Origin of the sequence: Altererythrobacter sp. GH1-8 (genome assembly GCF_043702085.1) — a bacterium.
Lineage (GTDB): Bacteria > Pseudomonadota > Alphaproteobacteria > Sphingomonadales > Sphingomonadaceae > Erythrobacter.
Map to the genome: position 1 here is coordinate 1,613,603 of NZ_CP171690.1, position 18,621 is coordinate 1,632,223.

14 protein-coding genes and 3 tRNA genes are annotated in these 18,621 nt (G+C 60.6%); 4 read left to right on the forward strand and 13 right to left on the reverse strand.

Annotation, left to right across the window (positions count from 1 at the left end):
• Positions 1-83: 83 nt before the first annotated feature.
• On the forward strand, positions 84-1,289 hold the full coding sequence (locus ACG9DO_RS07870) for a GGDEF domain-containing protein (RefSeq protein ID WP_394726841.1): 1,206 nt from the start codon (positions 84-86) through the stop codon (positions 1,287-1,289).
• Between the two features lie 226 nt (positions 1,290-1,515).
• Positions 1,516-3,351 (forward strand): EAL domain-containing protein, encoded by a 1,836-nt coding sequence (locus tag ACG9DO_RS07875; RefSeq protein WP_394726843.1) that lies wholly within the window; start codon positions 1,516-1,518, stop codon positions 3,349-3,351.
• Between the two features lie 25 nt (positions 3,352-3,376).
• On the opposite strand, the gene ACG9DO_RS07880 is transcribed toward ACG9DO_RS07875, so the two are convergent.
• From ACG9DO_RS07880 to ACG9DO_RS07900, 5 genes are all read right to left on the reverse strand, one after another.
• A complete protein-coding gene (locus tag ACG9DO_RS07880) occupies positions 3,377-4,723 on the reverse strand; it encodes an MATE family efflux transporter (RefSeq protein WP_394726845.1) in 1,347 nt (448 codons plus the stop codon).
• The gene (locus tag ACG9DO_RS07885; RefSeq protein ID WP_394726847.1) at positions 4,720-6,126 is read right to left on the reverse strand and encodes an FAD-dependent oxidoreductase; all 1,407 of its coding nucleotides are present in this window, start codon (positions 6,124-6,126) and stop codon (positions 4,720-4,722) included. The genes ACG9DO_RS07880 and ACG9DO_RS07885 overlap by 4 nt, the downstream gene beginning before the upstream one ends.
• Before the next feature lie 83 nt (positions 6,127-6,209).
• Positions 6,210-6,286: transfer RNA gene (locus ACG9DO_RS07890), tRNA-Pro, on the reverse strand.
• A 31-nt stretch (positions 6,287-6,317) separates the two neighbouring features.
• A tRNA-Ile gene (locus ACG9DO_RS07895) sits at positions 6,318-6,394 on the reverse strand.
• 121 nt (positions 6,395-6,515) lie between these two features.
• Entirely contained in the window at positions 6,516-8,435 is a 1,920-nt protein-coding gene (locus ACG9DO_RS07900) for a sensor histidine kinase (RefSeq protein WP_394726849.1), read from the reverse strand.
• 192 nt (positions 8,436-8,627) lie between these two features.
• Between ACG9DO_RS07900 and ACG9DO_RS07905 the strand changes: the two genes are divergently transcribed.
• Positions 8,628-9,092 carry an Lrp/AsnC family transcriptional regulator gene (locus tag ACG9DO_RS07905; RefSeq protein ID WP_394726851.1) on the forward strand — a complete coding sequence of 155 codons (465 nt, stop codon included), beginning with the start codon at positions 8,628-8,630 and terminating at the stop codon, positions 9,090-9,092.
• Positions 9,093-9,139: 47 nt separating this feature from the next.
• Here the strand turns inward: ACG9DO_RS07905 and ACG9DO_RS07910 are convergent, their stop codons facing one another.
• From ACG9DO_RS07910 to ACG9DO_RS07945, 8 genes are all read right to left on the reverse strand, one after another.
• Positions 9,140-11,077, reverse strand: a complete 1,938-nt coding sequence (locus tag ACG9DO_RS07910; protein WP_394726853.1) for a S9 family peptidase — start codon at positions 11,075-11,077, stop codon at positions 9,140-9,142.
• Positions 11,078-11,367: 290 nt separating this feature from the next.
• Positions 11,368-13,758, reverse strand: coding sequence for a TonB-dependent receptor (locus ACG9DO_RS07915; RefSeq protein ID WP_394726855.1), 2,391 nt, complete (start codon positions 13,756-13,758; stop codon positions 11,368-11,370).
• Between the two features lie 232 nt (positions 13,759-13,990).
• On the reverse strand, positions 13,991-15,337 hold the full coding sequence (accC, locus tag ACG9DO_RS07920; RefSeq protein WP_394726857.1) for an acetyl-CoA carboxylase biotin carboxylase subunit: 1,347 nt from the start codon (positions 15,335-15,337) through the stop codon (positions 13,991-13,993).
• 10 nt (positions 15,338-15,347) lie between these two features.
• Positions 15,348-15,845, reverse strand: coding sequence for an acetyl-CoA carboxylase biotin carboxyl carrier protein (accB, locus tag ACG9DO_RS07925; RefSeq protein WP_394726859.1), 498 nt, complete (start codon positions 15,843-15,845; stop codon positions 15,348-15,350).
• A 100-nt stretch (positions 15,846-15,945) separates the two neighbouring features.
• Complete coding sequence (locus ACG9DO_RS07930; RefSeq protein WP_394726861.1) at positions 15,946-16,395, reverse strand: type II 3-dehydroquinate dehydratase; 450 nt, start codon at positions 16,393-16,395, stop codon at positions 15,946-15,948.
• Between the two features lie 77 nt (positions 16,396-16,472).
• Positions 16,473-16,886: a holin family protein gene (locus ACG9DO_RS07935; RefSeq protein ID WP_394726863.1), complete on the reverse strand. Its 414-nt coding sequence runs from the start codon at positions 16,884-16,886 to the stop codon at positions 16,473-16,475.
• A gap of 109 nt (positions 16,887-16,995) precedes the next feature.
• Complete coding sequence (locus ACG9DO_RS07940) at positions 16,996-17,892, reverse strand: HpcH/HpaI aldolase/citrate lyase family protein (protein WP_394726865.1); 897 nt, start codon at positions 17,890-17,892, stop codon at positions 16,996-16,998.
• 72 nt (positions 17,893-17,964) lie between these two features.
• Positions 17,965-18,041, reverse strand: a tRNA-Pro gene (locus ACG9DO_RS07945).
• Positions 18,042-18,265: 224 nt separating this feature from the next.
• Here ACG9DO_RS07945 and yajC point away from each other — a divergent pair.
• Positions 18,266-18,586 (forward strand): preprotein translocase subunit YajC, encoded by a 321-nt coding sequence (gene yajC, locus ACG9DO_RS07950; RefSeq protein WP_394726867.1) that lies wholly within the window; start codon positions 18,266-18,268, stop codon positions 18,584-18,586.
• Positions 18,587-18,621: the final 35 nt, after the last annotated feature.

Below are 18,621 nucleotides of genomic sequence, written 5' to 3' on the forward strand. Positions count from 1 at the left end.
CGGTAACTACTGAGGAAGTGGAGGCACCGGCCTTTACCCGCTGAATCTATGCACATCAGTTCCGGATTAAAGGCGAGGGAAAATTGAAGGAATTCATCCTCAATCTGGTCAGTCCGACCATTGCAGGCATTTTCGCAGTCGTGTTCCTGATCTTGTGGTGGCGCGACCGTGAGCAGCGGCACGTGGCAGCGTTTGCTGCGTGCTATGTGTCGCTGGCGACTGGTCTGCTGATTTCATACTTCGCCCCCAATCCTGGCGGGACTACTGCAGTCCTGACCGTGCATTTCACATATTCCATCGGCGTGCTTGCCATGGCGTGGGGGGCAGCCCGACGCATGGGCCAAAGACAGCCAATGCTGGCCTACACAGCTACAACCGCCGTCACCGCAGCGTTCCTCTGGTATGCGAGCCTCATCAATGACCAGACCGCTCAGCTTTATGCAGAAAACGGCAATATGGGTCTGCTTTTCGCGCTGACCGCGCAGTCGCTTTGGCGAGCCTCGGAACGCAACGTCATCGATCGCGCGATTATCTGGATGTTTGTGCTGATTGCAGCGCAGTTCTTTATTCGTCCTTTGATGACCATGATGTTCGAAGGGCCGCTCACAATCGAGGCCTATCGTGCCTCGGTGTTCTATTCAGTCTACGTCTTGAGTCTTGCCTTGTTGTCCTTGCTTCTCGCGCTTGCCTTGACTGCCGCGGTCATCGCCGACCAGTTGCGCACGCAGGAGCAACGGTCGGAAACAGATCCGCTCAGCGGCCTGAAGATACGCCGGGCGTTTGAAAACGAAGGGATGAACCTGCTCGACAAAGGGCTGGCGCAAGGCTTGCCGGTCAGCATGATTGTGGCAGACATTGATCACTTCAAACAAGTTAATGACATCTGGGGACATCAGGCGGGTGACCGCGCAATCGCAGCCTTTGGCGAATTGATTAAAGGCATGGTGCGATCAGACGACATTTGCGGCCGGATCGGCGGCGAGGAGTTCTGTCTGATGGTATGGAATTGCGAGCTTGGCCCGGCTGAACGGCTCGCTGAGCGGATCAGGACCGCTTACGCTGAAATGCCGCATGACGGGATCAGTCCCGACGTCCGCCTGACAGCCAGTTTCGGGATTGCTTCAGCCCGTTCGAACGAAGGTTTTGGCAAGCTGTTTGCCCGCGCCGATGCGGCTTTGTACCGGGCGAAAGAAGCAGGCCGGAATCGCGTCTTCGCTGATCGACGCGCAGCAGAGCGCGATCCATCCGTCTCTTCAATATTGGGGCCTCGACCGGTTGAAGCCGCCTGACGAGCTGCCATGTTCAGCACTTTCGATCTCAGCACGTACAGCAACCGGGCTACGGGCAATTCCTTAACGGCCGCGACTTAACAGATTAACCATCGAAATTAATCACTCGGGAATAATGTTTCCCAAGCCTCTTTTATAATTTCAACGGCTAAATGTCCGGACAGATGGGGCAACACGGAATACTTGCCCTGATAAGGGGGCGTGCTCCCACCGGAGCTTCTAAGCAATGAATCAGATCGCAATGACACAGCCAGGCAAGGGGCCATTGACCAAGGCGGTCGACTGGCTGTGGCGTACCAAGGGCAAGGGCCTTAACTCGATCCCGATCCGCTTTGCGGTCATGTCGCTGGTGATGACGTCGCTCTCGATCGGGGTCGCACATCAGTTTGTTCTGACGGGGCATGCGCACCCGACCTTAATTAGTGCCACAACATGCGTATTGATGCTCAGCCTCGTGCCCTCGCTCGTCACATTCCTCGCGGCGACCAAGCTGGCCAACATGATCCGCGCCTTGCACGAAAGCACACAGGCTGTGGTCGATGGCGATCTGAACCGTCCCTTGGATGTCGATTGCGATTGCGAAGTGGGCGGGCTGGCTGACAGTTTTCGGGCGATGATCAGCCGTCTCAATCACAATATCCTGCGCATGAATGTGCTCGCCTACACCGATCCGGTGACGCAACTCCCCAATCGCGCGGTTATCACGCATGCACTTTCGACCATGGCGGATGCAAAATGCGATGCCGCGCTGATGTTCATCGATCTGGATGGATTCAAGCAGGTAAACGATACACTGGGCCATGAGGCTGGTGACGAATTGCTGCGCGCGGTCAGCGATCGGATAATTGAGCGCGGCTTTGACACCACGCGAGATGAGATCGACAGCTGCACGACCACGTTTGGCGAGCTGTGCACGGCTTGTCCGTCCGGCCTGGTGTTTGCGCGTTTTGCCGGCGACGAATTTGTTGCACTTATACCTGATAACCTGGACCGCTTGGCGCTTCAGAACCGGGCGCAGCAGATCATCGCCGCGCTGGAAGATGCGTTCTTCGTCAATGGGACCGAAGTCACTCTGAGCGCGAGCATCGGAATCGCAAGGTCGCCTTATGATACAAGCGATCATGAGGAACTGCTCTCTTTCGCTGATCTGGCGATGTACGCAGCGAAGAAGGCGGGGAAGGGGCGGCCGCAGTTCTTTAACGGTCGATTGCGCGAGATCGTAATCGAAGAAGCCCGGGTCGAAGCGGAGCTGCGCAACGCAATTGAGCAGGAAGAGATCCTCTTGCACTTCCAGCCCAAGGTGAGTGCGATTGACCATTCAATCGCCGGGGTCGAAGCGCTTGCACGCTGGCAACATCCGGAGCGCGGCCTGCTGCTCCCGTCAGAATTCATCGATATCGCTGAACAGCGCGGGCTGATGCCGAACCTCGGCAATTGCGTGCTTCATCTGGCTGCCAAGCAGGCGCGCCTTTGGATGGAGCAGGACACCGCGATGCCTGTCTCGGTGAACTTCTCCGCAGCGCAATTCGACCGCCAGCAACTCGTGCCAGAGGTGCTCAGCGTCCTCGATTTTCACCGGGTCGATCCGAACCTGATCGAAGTCGAGATCACGGAAAGCATGGTGATGGCTGACTTTGCGGACACGCGCTATCGGCTGCGGCGTTTGCAGGAGGCCGGGATCAAGGTTGCAATCGACGATTTTGGAACGGGCTTTTCCAACTTGTCACAGCTAGCAGAATTGCCGTGTGACGTGCTCAAGATCGACCGATCGCTGACCGCTGGGATCGGCGCCAACACGAAGTCCGAAGCGATTATCACTGCGATCGTCAGCATGGCGGGTGCGCTCGGCCACCAGGTGGTGGCCGAAGGCATCGAAACGCTTGAGCAGATGCAGTTCCTGTCAGGGATTGGCTGCCAGGTGCTGCAAGGCAACATGATCGGCCAAGCGATGTCGCTGGAGGAGCTCGACAGCTGGATCGGCAATCGCTCGACGAGCCCCGTCCAGACGGCAATGGAGGAGCTGAATCTGCGGCTCAAACAAGTTGTTCCGATTACAGCGTGAACGGCGGCGAGGTGGTCGGAGTATGCTAGCTGCTAAAGCTGGCACGCATTCGGCTCGGCATCAGCGCTGCCTGCAGCCCGGCACGGACCAACAGGAACAGCACGAAGCTGCCCCAGAGGGCGGCATTTCCAAGCGGCCAAGTGAGCCACAGTGAGATGGCGTAGACCACCGCAGCGCCTCCCATCGAAACCAGCATGGCCCGCGTCCAGCTCGCGCCCACGAACACGCCGTCAAAGACGAAGCTAGCGACACCCGCAAATGGTATGATGACGAGCCAGATGGCCTGGGCCTGCGCTTCGCGTGCGACCGCGTCCGTCGCTGCGAAACTTGCCAGCACAGGATCAGCAAACAGCGCGAATGCCAGCGCGACAAGCGTCGCCGCGCCAAGCCCGCGCCACAGGATCGCGCGCACATAGGCGGCAAAGCCCGCGCGATCTTGCGCTCCCAGACGCTCGCCATTGAGGACCTGTGCGGCGTTCTCGAACCCGTCGAGCAGCAGCGCAGTGAGCACGAACAATTGGTAGAGAATGCCGTTGGCGGCGAGCACGTCGGGCCCCCGTTCGGCTGACAGTCGGGTGAGCGCGGCGAGAGCCAGCATCAGCACCACCGTGCGCAGGAACAGGTCGCGATTGGTGCTGAGGAACGGCCTGATCGCTTCCCAGCGCAGCACCGCGCGATTGGTGAGAGCCGCAAGGATATCGCGCGCCGCAGACCCGCGCAGCACCAGCAGGGTAAGAACCCCAAGCTTGGCATACTCAGCGATGAAGCTCGACCAGCCGATCCCGGCGATGCCCCAATCAAGGCCAAGCGTGAGCCAGTATCCAAGGCTGACATTAAGCAGATTGTAAGCGACTTCGATCCACAGCACTGCGACCATTTGCCGGCGCCCGATCAGGAACCCCATCAGCGCGAGGTTGAGCATGACGCCCGGCGCGCTCCAGTAACGGATCGTGGCGTAGGTGCGCGCGGCTTCGAGCACGTTGGCTTCGGCGCCCAAAGCACCGAGCAGGGCAGGGAGCAGCACTGGCTTGGCGAGCAGCAGCGCCAACGCAATCGCAAACCCGATCGCCAGCCCCCGCGCGAGCAATTCTGCTTGCGCGTTCTCGCCCCCATCGTCTCCGGCGCGGGTCCCCGCTTGCGCAACCAGCCCGGTCGTGCCGGTCTTGAGGAAGTTCATCACTGTGAACAGGATCGCAAACAGCCGCGCGCCGACGTCGACCGCACCTTGGGTGGGGGCATCATTGAGCCGCCCGACAATCCACATATCGCCAAGACCGATCAGCGCGGTCGCGACGTTGGTGAGCATTGCGGGAATGGCGATCGCCCAGATCGCGCGGCGGTCAAGCGCAGGCGAGGCTGCGCCCCCGTTCAAGCGCCGGACACCTCTTCTGCGACGACTTCAGCCGCGCTCATCCCCGCGACGCGGCCCAGCGACACGGCAGTACACAGGCCCATCGCGGGCATGTAGCCCCAATGACCGGGGCCGGAGACCGCGCGCGCATTGCCGCCGCCAGCAAACAGGTTAGGGATGGGCGTACCGTCTTCCTTCACTACGCGGGCCTTCTCGTCGATCTGCAGTCCGCCTTGCGTGTGGTAGTAGGCTCCGGTGACCTTGAGCGCGAGGTACGGCGGTTCAGGCACGTGAAGCGTGCTCCAGTCGCGGCCCATCGCGTCAGGCTCGCCCGCTTCGTCCGCTCGCGCGACATCGGCCATGGTCTCAGCGAGCGCTTGCGGATCGACCTTGATGGCTTCGGCAAGGCCTGCAAGATCGTCTGCTTCCTTGGGCGCATTCAATCGCTTCAGTTCCGCCATTTCCGGCACGTAGAGGCTGCGCTGTTCGATTTCCTGGTCATAGATCACCCACACATGGCCTTCGGGCTGCGGCAGGACTTCCAGCATCATTCCGGCGATGTCGATGCTTTCATCGACGAAGCGCTTGCCATGGGCATTCACCAGCACTGCGCCTTCCACCAGCGAAATCGGGGACAGCGTGATGCCGTGCGGATCGGACAGCATGGCATAGCCCTGGTATGAGCTCATGTCGGCGAGCTTCCCGCCGAGCTTCGCACCCAGCAGGATGCCGTCACCGCGGCTCCCTTCGTGGCCGTTGTAACGGGCCGACTTTAGCTCGGGCATGTAGTGCTCGATCATCTCCCGATTGCCGGCAAAGCCGCCGCAGGCAAGCACCAGCGCCTCGCATCCCAGTTCTTCCACGCTGCCATCGGGCTGGGTAATGGAAATGCCCGAAACCGCGCCGCTTTCGTCGGTGAATATGTCCGTCAAGCGGCAGCCAAGCATCACATCGACGCCGTGATCGTCGAGCCGGCGGTGCATCAGATTGAGCAGATCTTCTCCCCCATGTCCGGGCCAGCCATGCGCGCGGAAGCGCGAATTGCCGTAAGACGGCTTGAAGCCCAGATCGACTTCGAAAGGAATGTCGCAGTAATCGGTCAGCCAGTCGATTGCGGGGCCGGAATTCTTCGCAATCGTGCGCGCGATGACCGGATCAGCCAGCCCGCGCGTCTTGGTCATGATGTCCTCGAAGAACACCTCCGCGCTGTCCTCCACGCCTTTTTCAGCCTGCGAACGCGTGCCTGCCGCCGCGATCAGACCCTGCGACATCGAGGTCGTGCCATAAGGGTGAGCGTCCTGTTCGATCAGCAACACCTCTGCGCCGCCCGCTTTGGCCGCAAGTGCAGCCGTGCAGCCACAAGCGCCGCCACCCACAACGACGACAGGAACGGAATATTCGAATGATGAAAGTTGTCTGGACATTTGCCGCTCTTGCCAGAATGCGCGCGGCTGCACCATACCCTAGATTGCCGGGGGTTCCGACAAGGATTTTGGGGTCTGAAATCTGGTCGGGGAGACAAGATTCGAACTTGCGACCCCCTGTACCCAAAACAGGTGCGCTACCAGGCTGCGCCACTCCCCGACCGATTTCGCGGCATTGCGGATCGCGCGGTTGGTGGGCCCGGCAGGACTCGAACCCGCGACCTAGCCGTTATGAGCGGCCAGCTCTAACCAACTGAGCTACAGGCCCGCCCACTGCGCCGTGCGATGCAATGCGGAAGCGGCCCCTACAATGCGCGCGCCGAACATACAAGCGCTCAAACGGGAAGTTTTTGCCAAAAATGCGCGATCCGGCGGGTTGGAACGATTGCTCAGCGTCGGCTGGCGGCCTCTCTTGCAGGCTCGCTGTCCTCGCTTTCGTCAGAATCGCGGTGCTTCTCGCTGGCGCCATCCGAAACGCCGCTATGATCGCGAGAAGCAAGCGGGAGGATGAGCTTCACCCGGCCCTCATCGCGTGTCATGCGGCCGCGCGCAGCTGCCGCCTCGGCAGAGGCCAGCCGCAGGCTGAAACCCGCCCCGAACAGACCGGCTCGTGGACCATTCGCGCCAGGTCCAACCTGCGCGGTGAAGATATCCTCTTCGCGCCGAAGCCGCTCAGGCAAATCGCACGTCAGCACGGCTTCGCCTTTTACCGACTTGAGATCGAGGAGGAGCGTCTCGCCTGCGCCTGCGATCCCGGCAAGCGTTGCGAGCAGGCGCCAGACAAGCGCTTCGGCTTCGTCTTCATGCACTGCCACTTCAAGAATCGCCGGGAAGTCCGGTGCGGTCTCGATTCCGGCCATGCGCGGAGCGAGAACGGGCTGAAGCTGGCCAGCCATTCGCGCAACAAGCGCTGCAATGTCGCTGGTTCCGCTCAGCATGTCCTGCGCGCCGCTTTCGAGTCTTGCGAGCCGTTCCAGCTCGTCAAAGCCCGACAGAATGCGCGCCGCGTCGCTGGCGATGTTCGCTGCCAGAGCGCGGTATTCATGCGGGGCGGGTCCGAACAATTGCTGCTGGATGACCTCGGCAAAGCCTTGCAGCGCATTCACTGGTGTGCGCAACTCATGCAGCAGCTGCCGGACACGTTCACCTTCGCGCACGGCCGGATTGGCTGAAGGGTCCTGCACCAGACGGCGGAACCGCCCGACATAGCCTTCGAACCGACCGCCGGAGCGGTTAAAACGCGGCTCTGCATCGACGATCCATTCACCGGTAATCGCGGGCGCGCCATCGATTGTGGTGAGCGCCGTTTCAATCGGCTGCCGCGCTGCAAAGGCACGCGACAGCGGATCTGCTGCTGCACGCGCACCCAGTTGACGCTGGCGCACCAGGCGCTTGCCGATGACCATTGGGGCGGCATGCGAGTCCGCCCATTCGATACGTCCTGCGGTGTCAGTGGCAAAGCCGAAACCTTCGATCCGTCGCTCCTGCGTGTCGGCAGTGTCTTCGAGCGGCAAGCGGGGGGAAAGATCAGGATCTTCGACTTCGCCGCTTCGGGCACGCTGGAAGCGGTTGATCCGATCGACCAGCGCCGCGATCTCGCTGGGCTGACCTGATGCCGGGACGGATTGCGAGACAGGCCGAGGGGCGGCATCCCCCGCGTCTTCCGGCAATTGCTGATCGTCACGCAGGATCAGATAATCGTCGAGATCGATGATGCGTGATGGTTGCTCGTGCTCCCCTTCGACCGGGTCGCCCGCCGCTGCATGGCCGATCGACGCATCGTCAGCTATCGCTGCGGTATCCCCCACAGGTTCATCCTGGCTTGCAGCAACAGGCATGGGAAGGCCGCGGTCGGAGACGCCGAGGCGTTCAAGAATAACCATTGCGGCTGGCGGCAGGTCCTTGCGCAGCCGCAGGAAGCCGCGTGCACGGATCGGCAGGCGGGGAATCAGTCCGACCCAGTCGTCCTCTTCCAGTTGCGCACGGGCCAAAGCGGCCGCAGCGACTTCCGGTTCATCCTCCGCGAGATGGGCCGCGAGTTCAGGCGAGCGAAAGCGCCAGCCCGGCTCGCTGATGATCCTTGCCCTTTCTGCCGGCTTGATTTGCTCGCCCAGCGCTCCCAGGCGCAGCCATGCGGCGGCAATCAGCGCTTCATCGCGGCCATATTTGCGATTGCCGAGCAGGTCGAGCAGTTGCCGGAACTGCGTGCGCGCCGCATTCTCGCCCGCAGCGCGGTGGCGCAGCACAGTGGCAAGACGGTCATCGAAAAACATCATATCTCCGGCACATGGCCCGATGAGCAGTACCATGTCGCACTTACCCACCTTCGCCAAGGCTTTCGCATACCAGTTTCTGCGGTTGTACTCAGCGGCAGTTCCCTCTGCGTTGCAAAGCGGGACAATTGCTGGCAGAAACAATAAAATTATCCCCAGCTGCAGGATAGTGAGAGGAAAGTTTCGCGGTCTTGCAGCTTAGCGACAGCGCGATAATGGAATGGACTGATGGCCAATCTGGATGAAATTGACCGGAAACTGCTTGCAGAATTGCAGGCTGAAGGCCGGGTGACCAATGTCGAGCTTGCCCAGCGCGTCGGGCTGACTGCGCCGCCATGCCTGCGCCGGGTGCGCAGCCTCGAAGATGATGGGGTGATCCGCGGCTATCACGCGGAACTGGATGCCTCGAAGCTGGGCTTTGCGATCACGGTTTTCGCGATGGTCAGCCTCAAGAGCCAGGCGGAAACTGCGCTGCGCGAATTCGAAGATGCGATGCGCGAACTGCCCGAAGTGCGCGAAGTGCACATGCTCAATGGCGAGATCGATTTCATTCTCAAGATCGTCAGCAAGGACCTGCAGAGCTTTCAGGAATTCCTGACCAGCAAACTTACGCCGGCCCCCAATGTCGCAAGCGTGAAGACTTCGCTGACGATCCGCACCGCCAAGCACCAGCCGGGCGTGCCGCTGGAGTAGGCAGTGTTTGCAGCCGCCACAGCCCATGCGGTTAATGGGTCCTGACCTTAATCCTTCAAATACTTGTCCATCCATGCATTCCAGCGCTTGATACGGTCGAGCTGGAAACTTGGGCGTGAAATGCCGTGATATTCACCGGGATAGATCACCAACTGGGTGTCGATCCCGCGATGTTTCAGGGCCTGGTACATCTGCTCGCTCGCGATCGTCGGGACGTTGACGTCTTCCTCGCCGACGATGAACAAGGTCGGTGTCTGGATCCGCTGGTTCTCAAAGAAGGGATAGCTGATCGCCATCCAGGTCTCGAGGTTTTCCCACGGCGTGCCGAGTTCCGCGATATACTCGCGAATGTACATGTCGTGACCGAAGCCGGTGATGATGTTCGAGATTGACGAGCCACTGACCGCGGCCTTGAATCGGGTGTCGCTGGCGATCACGTAATTGGTCAGCATCCCGCCATAGGACCAGCCGCTGACGCCCAGACGCTCTGGGTCGGCAATGCCTTCTGCTACCGCTCCGTCCACCATCGCCAGCACGTCTTGCACATCGAGCGCGCCCCAGGCGCTGTGACCTGCCATGGCATAGGCCTCGCCGCGGCCGGTGCTCCCCCGCGGATTGGGCGCGACAACCACATAGCGTGCGGCGAGCTGCGACAGGATTTCCTGGTCCCAGCCGTGGGCATATTGCGAGGCGGGGCCGCCATGCAGAGAAAGCACGGTAGGATAGGCCTTGCCCGGCCGATATCCTGCTGGAAGATAGATGAAGCCGTTCACCTGGGTGCCATCGGGGCTGGTGAATTCCGCCCGGCGAGCGGTGCCGAACTCGAGATCCGCAAGCCAGCCGTCGTTGCGGCTACTGACCTTGCTCAAAGCGTTGTCGGCGAACACGAAGATTTCCGGCGGGGTGAAATCACTCACCCGCGTCAGCGCCATCCTGCCTGACCTGACCGGAGTAAGCGCGCCAAGCTCATAGTCACCGAACGCGAGCGGCTCCACTACCGGCTGGTCCAATCTGACGCTCGCCAGATATCTTCGCCGGTCATCTTCGACCACGAAGCGGACCGCCTTGCCGTCTTCGCTCCAGACCGGGTGTTCTACATTGCGATCCAGGTCAGGCGTCAGGATCGTCGGATCGCCGCCCTTGGCATCGACAAGCGCGAGCGAACTCACAGCATACCAGATCTTGGCCGGATCGCCGCCACGAACATATGCGATCGTCTCGCCGTCAGGGCTCCAGGCCGGATAGTAATTCTCGCTGTCGGGACCTTCGAACGTGGTGATCTGGCGCGGCGCGGCACCCGGCGAAGAAATGTCGGCGACGAAGATATCGGTGTTGGAATTGCGGTCCGGCTCAGCTGTGCGATTGGAAACGAACGCGATCTCTCGGCCATCGGGCGAAAAGGCAGGAAGCGCCTGGTCAAAGTCACCGTCAGTCACCCGCTTGAGCGAGCCGGTCTTGAGATCATACAGCCACAGGCGCTCTCGCCGGTTGTCGCGAAATCCCTCGTAATCGGTCTTGAACCAATAGCGGTCGATCACGATCGGCTGCGGACGGTCCTTCAGCTTTTGGTCAAGCTCAGGCTTGGGATCCTTGACGATCAGGGCAAGTTTGGTCCCGTCAGGTGACCAGGCAAAATCGCTGACCGATCCCGTCACGCCCTTGATCGGCTGGGCTTCCCCGCCAGCGAGCGGGAGCAGCCAGAGCTGAGTCGGTGCGTCGTCCTTCTTGCCGCGCGAGGAGAGGAAGCCAAGTGAGCTCCCATCGGGGCTGAACTTGGGAGTTGTCTCACTCTCACCTTCGCGGCCTGTGAGTTGGCGCTCCCCGGTTCCATCGCTCGAAGCGACCCAGATGTGGCTGACATTTGTGTCTTCTTCCAGATCGGCTGTCTCGACCGTGTAGGCGACCTGGCGTCCGTCCGGCGAAAGGCTTGGCTCGGATACGGTAACGGTCTTGAGCAGATCTTCCGGTTCAACAGGGCGTGCCATGGCGGCGGTAGCCAGGGCTGGCGTGAGAAGCCAAGCGACGATGACTCGAATTCTGAGCATGGAGTTCCCCCAAGGTGCTCACGCAGGGCCGGCGTGAGGCCGTGGAAGCGGTAGGTGAAACCGCCGCTTCGAACTGTCAAGCGAGAGGCGATGAGCGATGAACCAAGTCCGACAAGGGGCCCGGTGGCTTTGCATAATCCAACCGGCAAACAAAAAAGGGCGGACCGCAATGGCCCGCCCTCTCTTGTCTCAGCGCTTCTGTGCCTTTCGGGCGAATCAGAAGCGTCTCATCAGAAGCTTTGCCGCACGGTGATGCCATAAGTGCGCGGGGTGTTCACCTGGTAGCCCAGACGCGCCCGGCCACCACGCTCACGGTCAAAGCTCAGCAGTGCGTTCTCGTCGAAGATATTGTTCGCATAGAGCACGAAGCTGAGGCCGCTATCGAAATCGATCCCTGCGCTGAGGTTCACGATATCATAGGATGGCAGCAGGAGGTCAACCGTGGTGGTTTCGCTGCCGTCCATGCCATTGAACGGCAGGCCGTGGGCGAAGGTCCGCGGGTTGTTCTCCTGGTCAGCAGGCTGCGTGAAGCGGCTGCCGACGTGCGAATAGCTGGCAGAGATGTAAGCATCTGCATTATCCGACACCGGCCACTCATAGCTGCTGGAAGCAGAGAACTGGAACTCCGGCACTGATGGCAGACGGTTGCCTTCGCGAATACCGGTCGCACCAGCCAGCGGGTCGGGCAGCGTCGTGTCGAACTCTGCTTCGATCAGGCTTCCCGACACGACAAAGTCGAGCCCGGCAGATGGCGAGAAGCCGAACTCGGCCTCGACGCCCATCGTGTGCGCCTTTTCAACGTTGAACACGATCCGTGAGGAACAGCTGCCTGCATCAAGCGTGACCTGCAGGTTCTTGATATCATTGTAGAAGCCTGCGACGTTGGCATAGAAGCCATCGCCTGAAGCCTTCGCGCCGATTTCATAGTTCCACAGTGTTTCGTCATCATAGGACTGGAAACCGCCGAACAGCGCTTCGTCTTCAGGCGAACACAGCGGGACGTTCAGCGGATCGTTGACACCGCCGAGGCGGAAGCCCTTGGAGGCCTGCGCGTTGAGCGTGACGGAATCGCTTACGTCATAGCTCACGAGGATGCGCGGGCTGATGCCGTCCGAACTGGTCTCGTCAACCTGGCCGGTGTCACCATTGGCGAACAGGCCGCCTGTGGTGATCGTACGCGTTTCCTCAAAGTCGTAGTAGCGCGCACCCAGCGTGACATCGAGCGCATCCGTGAAGGCATAGGTTGCTTCGCCGAAGATTGCGATCTGCTCGATATTGTAGGGCAGATCGGAGTTGAACGGAGAGTCAGCCGGGAAGCCATTGGCAACCGCAGCAGACGTGCCTGCGCCAAGGGTAGCATCGGTGAAGGCATCATAACCCGGGGTAGGCAAGCGCTGGCGATAGAAACGGTCGGTGTCGGAATAGAACCCGCCGATAACCCATTGCAGCGCGCTGTCGTTATCCGACGCAACCCGCACTTCCTGTGTCCACGACTTGAGGTCAGTCGTATCACGCAGGTTCGATGGCAGGTTCACGCCCGCATCAGGATAGCCAAGGTCTACCGAAACCGAGCCGGTCAGCGCGCTCGCATCGCGGCTGACAAGGATGTCGCGGTTAGTGTAGGATGTGACAGAGGTCAGCACTGCACCGCCCAGCTCAACCTCGGCCACCAGGTCAGCGATCAGCGTTTCGTCTTCGAAGGCTTCGCGCTGAAGGAGGTACTGCTCACGCTCGCTGAAGGTGAAGGCAGGGGTAGTGAATTCGTTGGAATAGAGGTTGAAGATCTCCTGGCGGTTGAAGCCGTCAGCCTTGATCTTCTGATAGACCACGCGCGGTGTCAGGCTGAAGCCGTTGCCGGCATCGAACTTGACCGCGATACGGCCACCATAACGCTCACCACCGTTGATGTCTTCCCCGGCAGCCGGACCAACGGCATCGATGAAGCCGCCATATTCCGTAAAGTAACCCACTGCGCGGATCGCGATGGTGTCACCGACCGGGATGTTGACTGCACCTTTCACGTGATAGCCAAGGTCATCCCCGTCAACCAGGTTGAGATTGCCTTCAACCTGCCCTTCGTAAACGCCCATTTCTGGCTGGTTGGTGATGTAACGGATCGTGCCGCCAACCGAGCCCGAACCGAACAGAGTGCCTTGCGGACCGCGCAGCGTTTCAACGCGATTGAGGTCGAACAGGTCGAGATCGGGGGTGAACAGTGAAAGCGAGATAACGCTTTCGTCGAGGTAAACTCCGACCTGCTCTTTCACGCCCGGCTGGTCGCGCACGACCTGGCCGGCGGAAACGCCGCGGACAGAGACCTGGCTCTGGCCAGGCCCGAGGTTCTGGATCGAAAGACCGGCGACATTGCGCGAGAGGTCTTCAAGAGTGGTTGCGCCCGAACGCTGAATGTCTTCGGCGGTCTGCGCGTTGATAGAGAACGGCACGTCCTGAATGGTGGAATCGCGCTTTGTCGCGGTCACGACGATGACGTTGCCCGATGCCGCTTCTTCTTCGGCATCGGTCTCCTGAGCCATGGCCGGAGCGGCGATCAGCATCGGCGCGCAGCTGCACAGCATGGCCAGCCGCACGCGAGTTGTTTTTGAAACATTTGCGTTTTTCATTATGTATCTCCCTGCGAAAGGATTGGGGGAACGTCTTCTTTGCGCTTTTTGTTCCAAACAGGGAGTGAATCGTGCGATTCAGACAACAATTTGATCGCGGGTGTGTGGTCTAAGTAACACCCAATAGATCAATGAATATCAGTGGTTTAGAATGAATTAGCGCCATCCACGGTCGCAAACTGTGCCTATTTTACGACAAATGGATCTCAGGCGAATGCTTGGCGACAGGTCGTCAGTCGCGTGCTGCAAGCCACTCTTCGAGCCATTTGATCGAGTAATCGCCGGTCAGGATGTCGTCCTGCCTGAGCAATTCCTGATGCAGCGGGATGTTTGTCTTGACCCCCTCGACCACCATTTCCTCAAGCGCACGGCGCAGGCGCATGATGCAGCCTTCGCGGTTGCGGCCATAGACGATCAGTTTGGCGATCATGCTATCGTAATAGGGCGGGATCGAATAGCCTGCGTAAAGGCCTGAATCGACCCGCACATGCATCCCGCCAGCCGGGTGATAATAGGTGACCTTGCCGGGGCTGGGCGCAAAGGTGAACGGGTCTTCGGCATTGATCCGGCATTCGATCGCGTGGCCGAGGAATTCAAGGTCCTCCTGCGCGACCGAGAGCGGCTTGCCGTCGGCGATGCGGATCTGTTCGCGCACAAGGTCGACCCCGGTGATCGCTTCGGTAACAGGGTGCTCGACCTGCAGGCGGGTGTTCATCTCGATGAAGTAGAACTCGCCATTCTCCCACAGGAATTCGATCGTCCCTGCGCCGCGATAGCCCATGTCGCGCATAGCCTTGGAGCAGACCTCGCCCATGCGCATGCGCTCTTCGTCGCTGATGACGGGCGAGGGCGCTTCCTCAAGCACCTTTTGGTGGCGGCGTTGCAGCGAACAATCGCGCTCGCCCAGGTGGATCGCATTGCCCTTGCCATCGCCGAACACCTGGAATTCGATGTGGCGCGGATTGCCGAGATACTTCTCGATATAGACCGTGTCGTCGCCGAAAGCGGCCTTTGCCTCGCTGCCCGCTTGTTTCATCAGGGTTTCGAGCTTGTCTTCGCTTTCGCAGACTTTCATGCCCCGGCCGCCGCCGCCGCTGGCGGCCTTGATGATTACCGGATAGCCGATTTCGGCTGCGACTTTCTTCGCCTCTTCGGGGTCAGAAACCGCACCGTCAGAACCCGGGACCAGCGGAAGGCCGAGCGCGCCTGCGGTGCGTTTCGCTTCAACCTTGTCTCCCATGGTGCGAATATGCTCGGGCTTGGGGCCGATCCAGGCAATGTCATGCGCTTCGACGATTTCCGCGAACTTGGCGTTTTCTGACAGAAAGCCATAACCCGGGTGGATCGCATCGCAATGCGCGACTTCTGCTGCAGAAATGATGTTTGCGACGTTCAAGTAGCTGTCGGTCGCAGCCGGCGGGCCGATGCAGACCGCATGGTCGGCCAGCCGCACATGCATCGCGTCGGCATCGGCGGTGGAGTGCACCGCGACAGTCTCGATCCCCATTTCATGCGCGGCGCGGTGAATGCGAAGCGCGATCTCGCCGCGATTGGCGATCAGGATCCGGGTGATGGCCATTACCTGCGCCTTACCCGATGGCGACGAGCGGCTGGTCAAACTCGACCGGCTGCGCGTTTTCGACCAGGATCGCTGTTACCGTGCCGGACTTGTTCGCGGTGATCGGGTTCATCACCTTCATCGCTTCGACGATTACCAGCGTATCGCCCTCCTTCACGTTGTCACCGACGCTGACGAAATTGTCGGCGCCCGGTTCCGGAGCGAGATAGACCGTGCCGACCATGGGCGAAAGGATCGCGCCAGCGGGAACCTTGCCCGAAGCGGCATCGTCTGCCGCAGGAGCGGGCGCGGCTGCAGTCGCTGCGGACGGTGCAGATGCCGCAACCACCGGAGCAGGTGCCGCCAAGGCAATGCCGCCGCCGCGCGAGACCTTGATCTTGCGGTCGCCATCTTCGACTTCGATTTCGGTGAGCCCGGTTTCGCCGAGCAGCTCGGCAAGCTCGCGCACCAGCTTTGTATCAACGTTCATGCCGGTGTTGCGACCAGCGGAAGTTTTGCGTTCGGCCATGAATGCCCCTCAACCTTCTTGTTGCGGCGCTGACTATTCGCGCGAATTGTGGCTGGCAAGGGGCAGGGCGAGAAATTCGTCTCTTTTTGGGTTAGCCCGCTCAGACTTCTCGAGAGGCGACGGCATCGAGAGCGATGAGATAGCTTTTCGCGCCATGCCCTTCGACTGTTTTCGCCGCTGCCATTCCGACATAGGACAGGTGACGAAAGGCCTCGCGCGTTTTTGGATCAGAAAGATGCACTTCGATAACCGGAACGGTTATCGAGCGGATCGCATCGAGCAAGGCGATGGATGTGTGCGTGTAGGCCCCTGCATTGAGCAGCACCGCTCGCGCACTCTCAGCCATGGCCTCATGCAGCCAGTCGACCAGCATCCCTTCGTGATTGGTCTGGCGCATGTCGATGGTGAGGCCGTGCTCGCGCGCGCGGTCCTCCAGCATCCCGGCAATATCGTCGAGCGTGTCCGAGCCATAGATATCCGGCTCGCGCAGGCCGAGAAGGTTGAGGTTTGGTCCGTTAAGGACGTAAACGGTGCTGGACGTGTCGGTCATGGCCGCACGTTAGCGCGGCGGGTTGGCTAGAGGAAGCGGGAAGCGCTCAGTGTCCCCCGCCTCGTACGCCGCGCTATTCACCGCTCCACGCCCTTGACCTTGCCCCATTGGCGCGCGGCAGTGTAACCGAGATAGCCGGTGCCGAACAGTGCATAGAGCGGCTCTGGCAGGCCGTTAAGATAGGCGTTCATGCCGCTCGCGATTTCCTTGGCTGCTGACGGGTTGAAAGCGGCAAGGATGCCCATCGGCAGCGCCCACAGGATCATCACATACATGACATAGAGGAAGCTCGGGCGCGCGCGGCTGGTCCAGGGATCGCTCGACTGCGCTTCTGCCACGATCGCCTTGAGGCGCGCCTCGATCAGCTGCATTTCCTGAGTGCCTTCGAGCTTGATCAGCTCAAGCTTGGCCCGCGCGCGCGCTTCCTTGTCTGGAATGAGCTTGTCGAGCAGGTCCGCAATCGGTCCGATCAAGGTTTCGAGAATAGCCATATATGCGCTCCAGAAGTGCCCAGAGGGGGTGTTGAGTCGCGCAGTAAGTAACCAATATGGTACACTTAGGAAAATATTATTTCCTAAATGGCTTGCTAAGCGGCCTGCTTCAGCCTTCAGCCTCTGCCAATAGCCGTTCAGCCAGCTTCAGATGCGGCAAATCGTACATTTGCCCATCGATCGCGATTGTGCCTTTGCCGGGATTGTCCGCAAAGGCTTGCACCACGGCGCGCGCTTCAGCGATCTCTTCCGCGCTCGGTGTAAACGCAGCGTTGATGACCTCGATCTGCGAGGGGTGGATTGCAAGCATACCAGTAAAGCCTTGCCCGCGGACCATATCGGCGCGCGCCTTGAGCGCATCCAGATCGCGGAATTCCGGCATGACCGTCTCAATCGGCGCTGCGCCCGCCGCCACCGCGCCGAGCAGGCAGAAACTGCGCGCCAATTCATAAGTCGGCATGTAGCTCCCATCCGGGCGATGCTGGACCCTCGCACCGAGGGCTGAGGACAAGTCCTCCGCGCCCCAGCTCATCGCGACAAGCCGGTCCGAGCCGGGATAGTCGCCCGCGTAATCGCCGCAGCGGAACATGGCCAGCGGGGTTTCTGTCACGAGCGCTGCGACCTTCGTAGCGCCATGCTCGATCCCGTTTGCCCGCTCGTGCTTTGTCAGCAGCTCATGCAAAGCGATCACATCCTCACGCCCCTCTGCCTTGGGTAGGAATACACCGCCGGGCCGGGCGGGTATGATTGCTTCGAGATCGGCCTCGGTCTCGCCTGAGCTCAAGGGGTTGATCCGCACCCATAACCGGTGGCGGCCATAACGCCCTGACAAGAACGCCGCGACCGCCTCGCGCGCGGCAGGCTTGGCCTCAGGCATGACCGAATCTTCAAGGTCCAGCAGCGCGATGTCCGCCGCGCTTTCGGCCGCCTTGGTCATCTTCCTTTCGCTGTCGCCCGGCGCAAACAGCCAGCTGCGCATGCGAAGCGGGATTGCGGTCTTGCTCATGCCAAATCCTCCCATACCGGCCGATTAGGCTGCGCGGCCGAGAGGGGCAAGCAAGGCTGAAAGGAAGTCCACTGGTCGGGACGACTGGATTCGAACCAGCGACCCCTACACCCCCAGTATAGTGCGCTACCAGACTGCGCCACGTCCCGACGAGTGGAGCGCGGGCCTATACGGCGGCACCGGACGCCTTGCAAGCGTGCAAAAAGGCAACGCACGCTACAGCTTCAATTGCAGACACCTTGCAATGCTGCTAACCGCGCCCACTTACCGCAACACTTTCGGTGGAAGGGGGACGGAGCCGGGCGGGCTTGAGGCTCGCAATTGGGGATGACCTTTGCACCATGATTTCTGACGAACGATAGGTCGAAAACCGATGCTTGAACTTCTCGCCGCCGCAGCCAGCGCCGATGCGCCTCCTGCCTGGATCCAATGGCTGCCGATTATTGGCATGATCGCCATCTTCTGGTTCCTGATTATCCGCCCGCAAATGAAGCGCCAGAAGGAGCACCAGCAGAAGGTCGCTGGCCTCAAGAAGGGCGATCAGGTCGTCACCGCGGGCGGGCTGATCGGCAAAGTTGTCAAAGTGACTGACGATCAAGTTGAGCTTGAACTCGCACAGGGCGTCCGCGTCAAGGCGATCAAGGCGACCATCGGCGACATCATTCCGCCCGGCGGCAGCGCTGCTAACGACTGATACCCGGTCACCATTCTGACCTCACGCGAATTCGG

What these genes read in the sequence shown, in the direction of transcription:
- accC (WP_394726857.1), bottom strand. Translation starts at nt 15,337, where the DNA reads ATGGCCATCACCCGGATCCTGATCGCCAATCGCGGCGAGATCGCGCTT.
- ACG9DO_RS07905 (WP_394726851.1), top strand. Translation starts at nt 8,628, where the DNA reads ATGGCCAATCTGGATGAAATTGACCGGAAACTGCTTGCAGAATTGCAG.
- ACG9DO_RS07935 (WP_394726863.1), bottom strand. Translation starts at nt 16,886, where the DNA reads ATGGCTATTCTCGAAACCTTGATCGGACCGATTGCGGACCTGCTCGAC.
- ACG9DO_RS07900 (WP_394726849.1), bottom strand. Translation starts at nt 8,435, where the DNA reads ATGGTACTGCTCATCGGGCCATGTGCCGGAGATATGATGTTTTTCGAT.
- ACG9DO_RS07915 (WP_394726855.1), bottom strand. Translation starts at nt 13,758, where the DNA reads ATGAAAAACGCAAATGTTTCAAAAACAACTCGCGTGCGGCTGGCCATG.
- ACG9DO_RS07910 (WP_394726853.1), bottom strand. Translation starts at nt 11,077, where the DNA reads ATGGCACGCCCTGTTGAACCGGAAGATCTGCTCAAGACCGTTACCGTA.
- ACG9DO_RS07940 (WP_394726865.1), bottom strand. Translation starts at nt 17,892, where the DNA reads ATGAGCAAGACCGCAATCCCGCTTCGCATGCGCAGCTGGCTGTTTGCG.
- yajC (WP_394726867.1), top strand. Translation starts at nt 18,266, where the DNA reads ATGCTTGAACTTCTCGCCGCCGCAGCCAGCGCCGATGCGCCTCCTGCC.
- ACG9DO_RS07875 (WP_394726843.1), top strand. Translation starts at nt 1,516, where the DNA reads ATGAATCAGATCGCAATGACACAGCCAGGCAAGGGGCCATTGACCAAG.
- ACG9DO_RS07885 (WP_394726847.1), bottom strand. Translation starts at nt 6,126, where the DNA reads ATGTCCAGACAACTTTCATCATTCGAATATTCCGTTCCTGTCGTCGTT.
- ACG9DO_RS07930 (WP_394726861.1), bottom strand. Translation starts at nt 16,395, where the DNA reads ATGACCGACACGTCCAGCACCGTTTACGTCCTTAACGGACCAAACCTC.
- accB (WP_394726859.1), bottom strand. Translation starts at nt 15,845, where the DNA reads ATGGCCGAACGCAAAACTTCCGCTGGTCGCAACACCGGCATGAACGTT.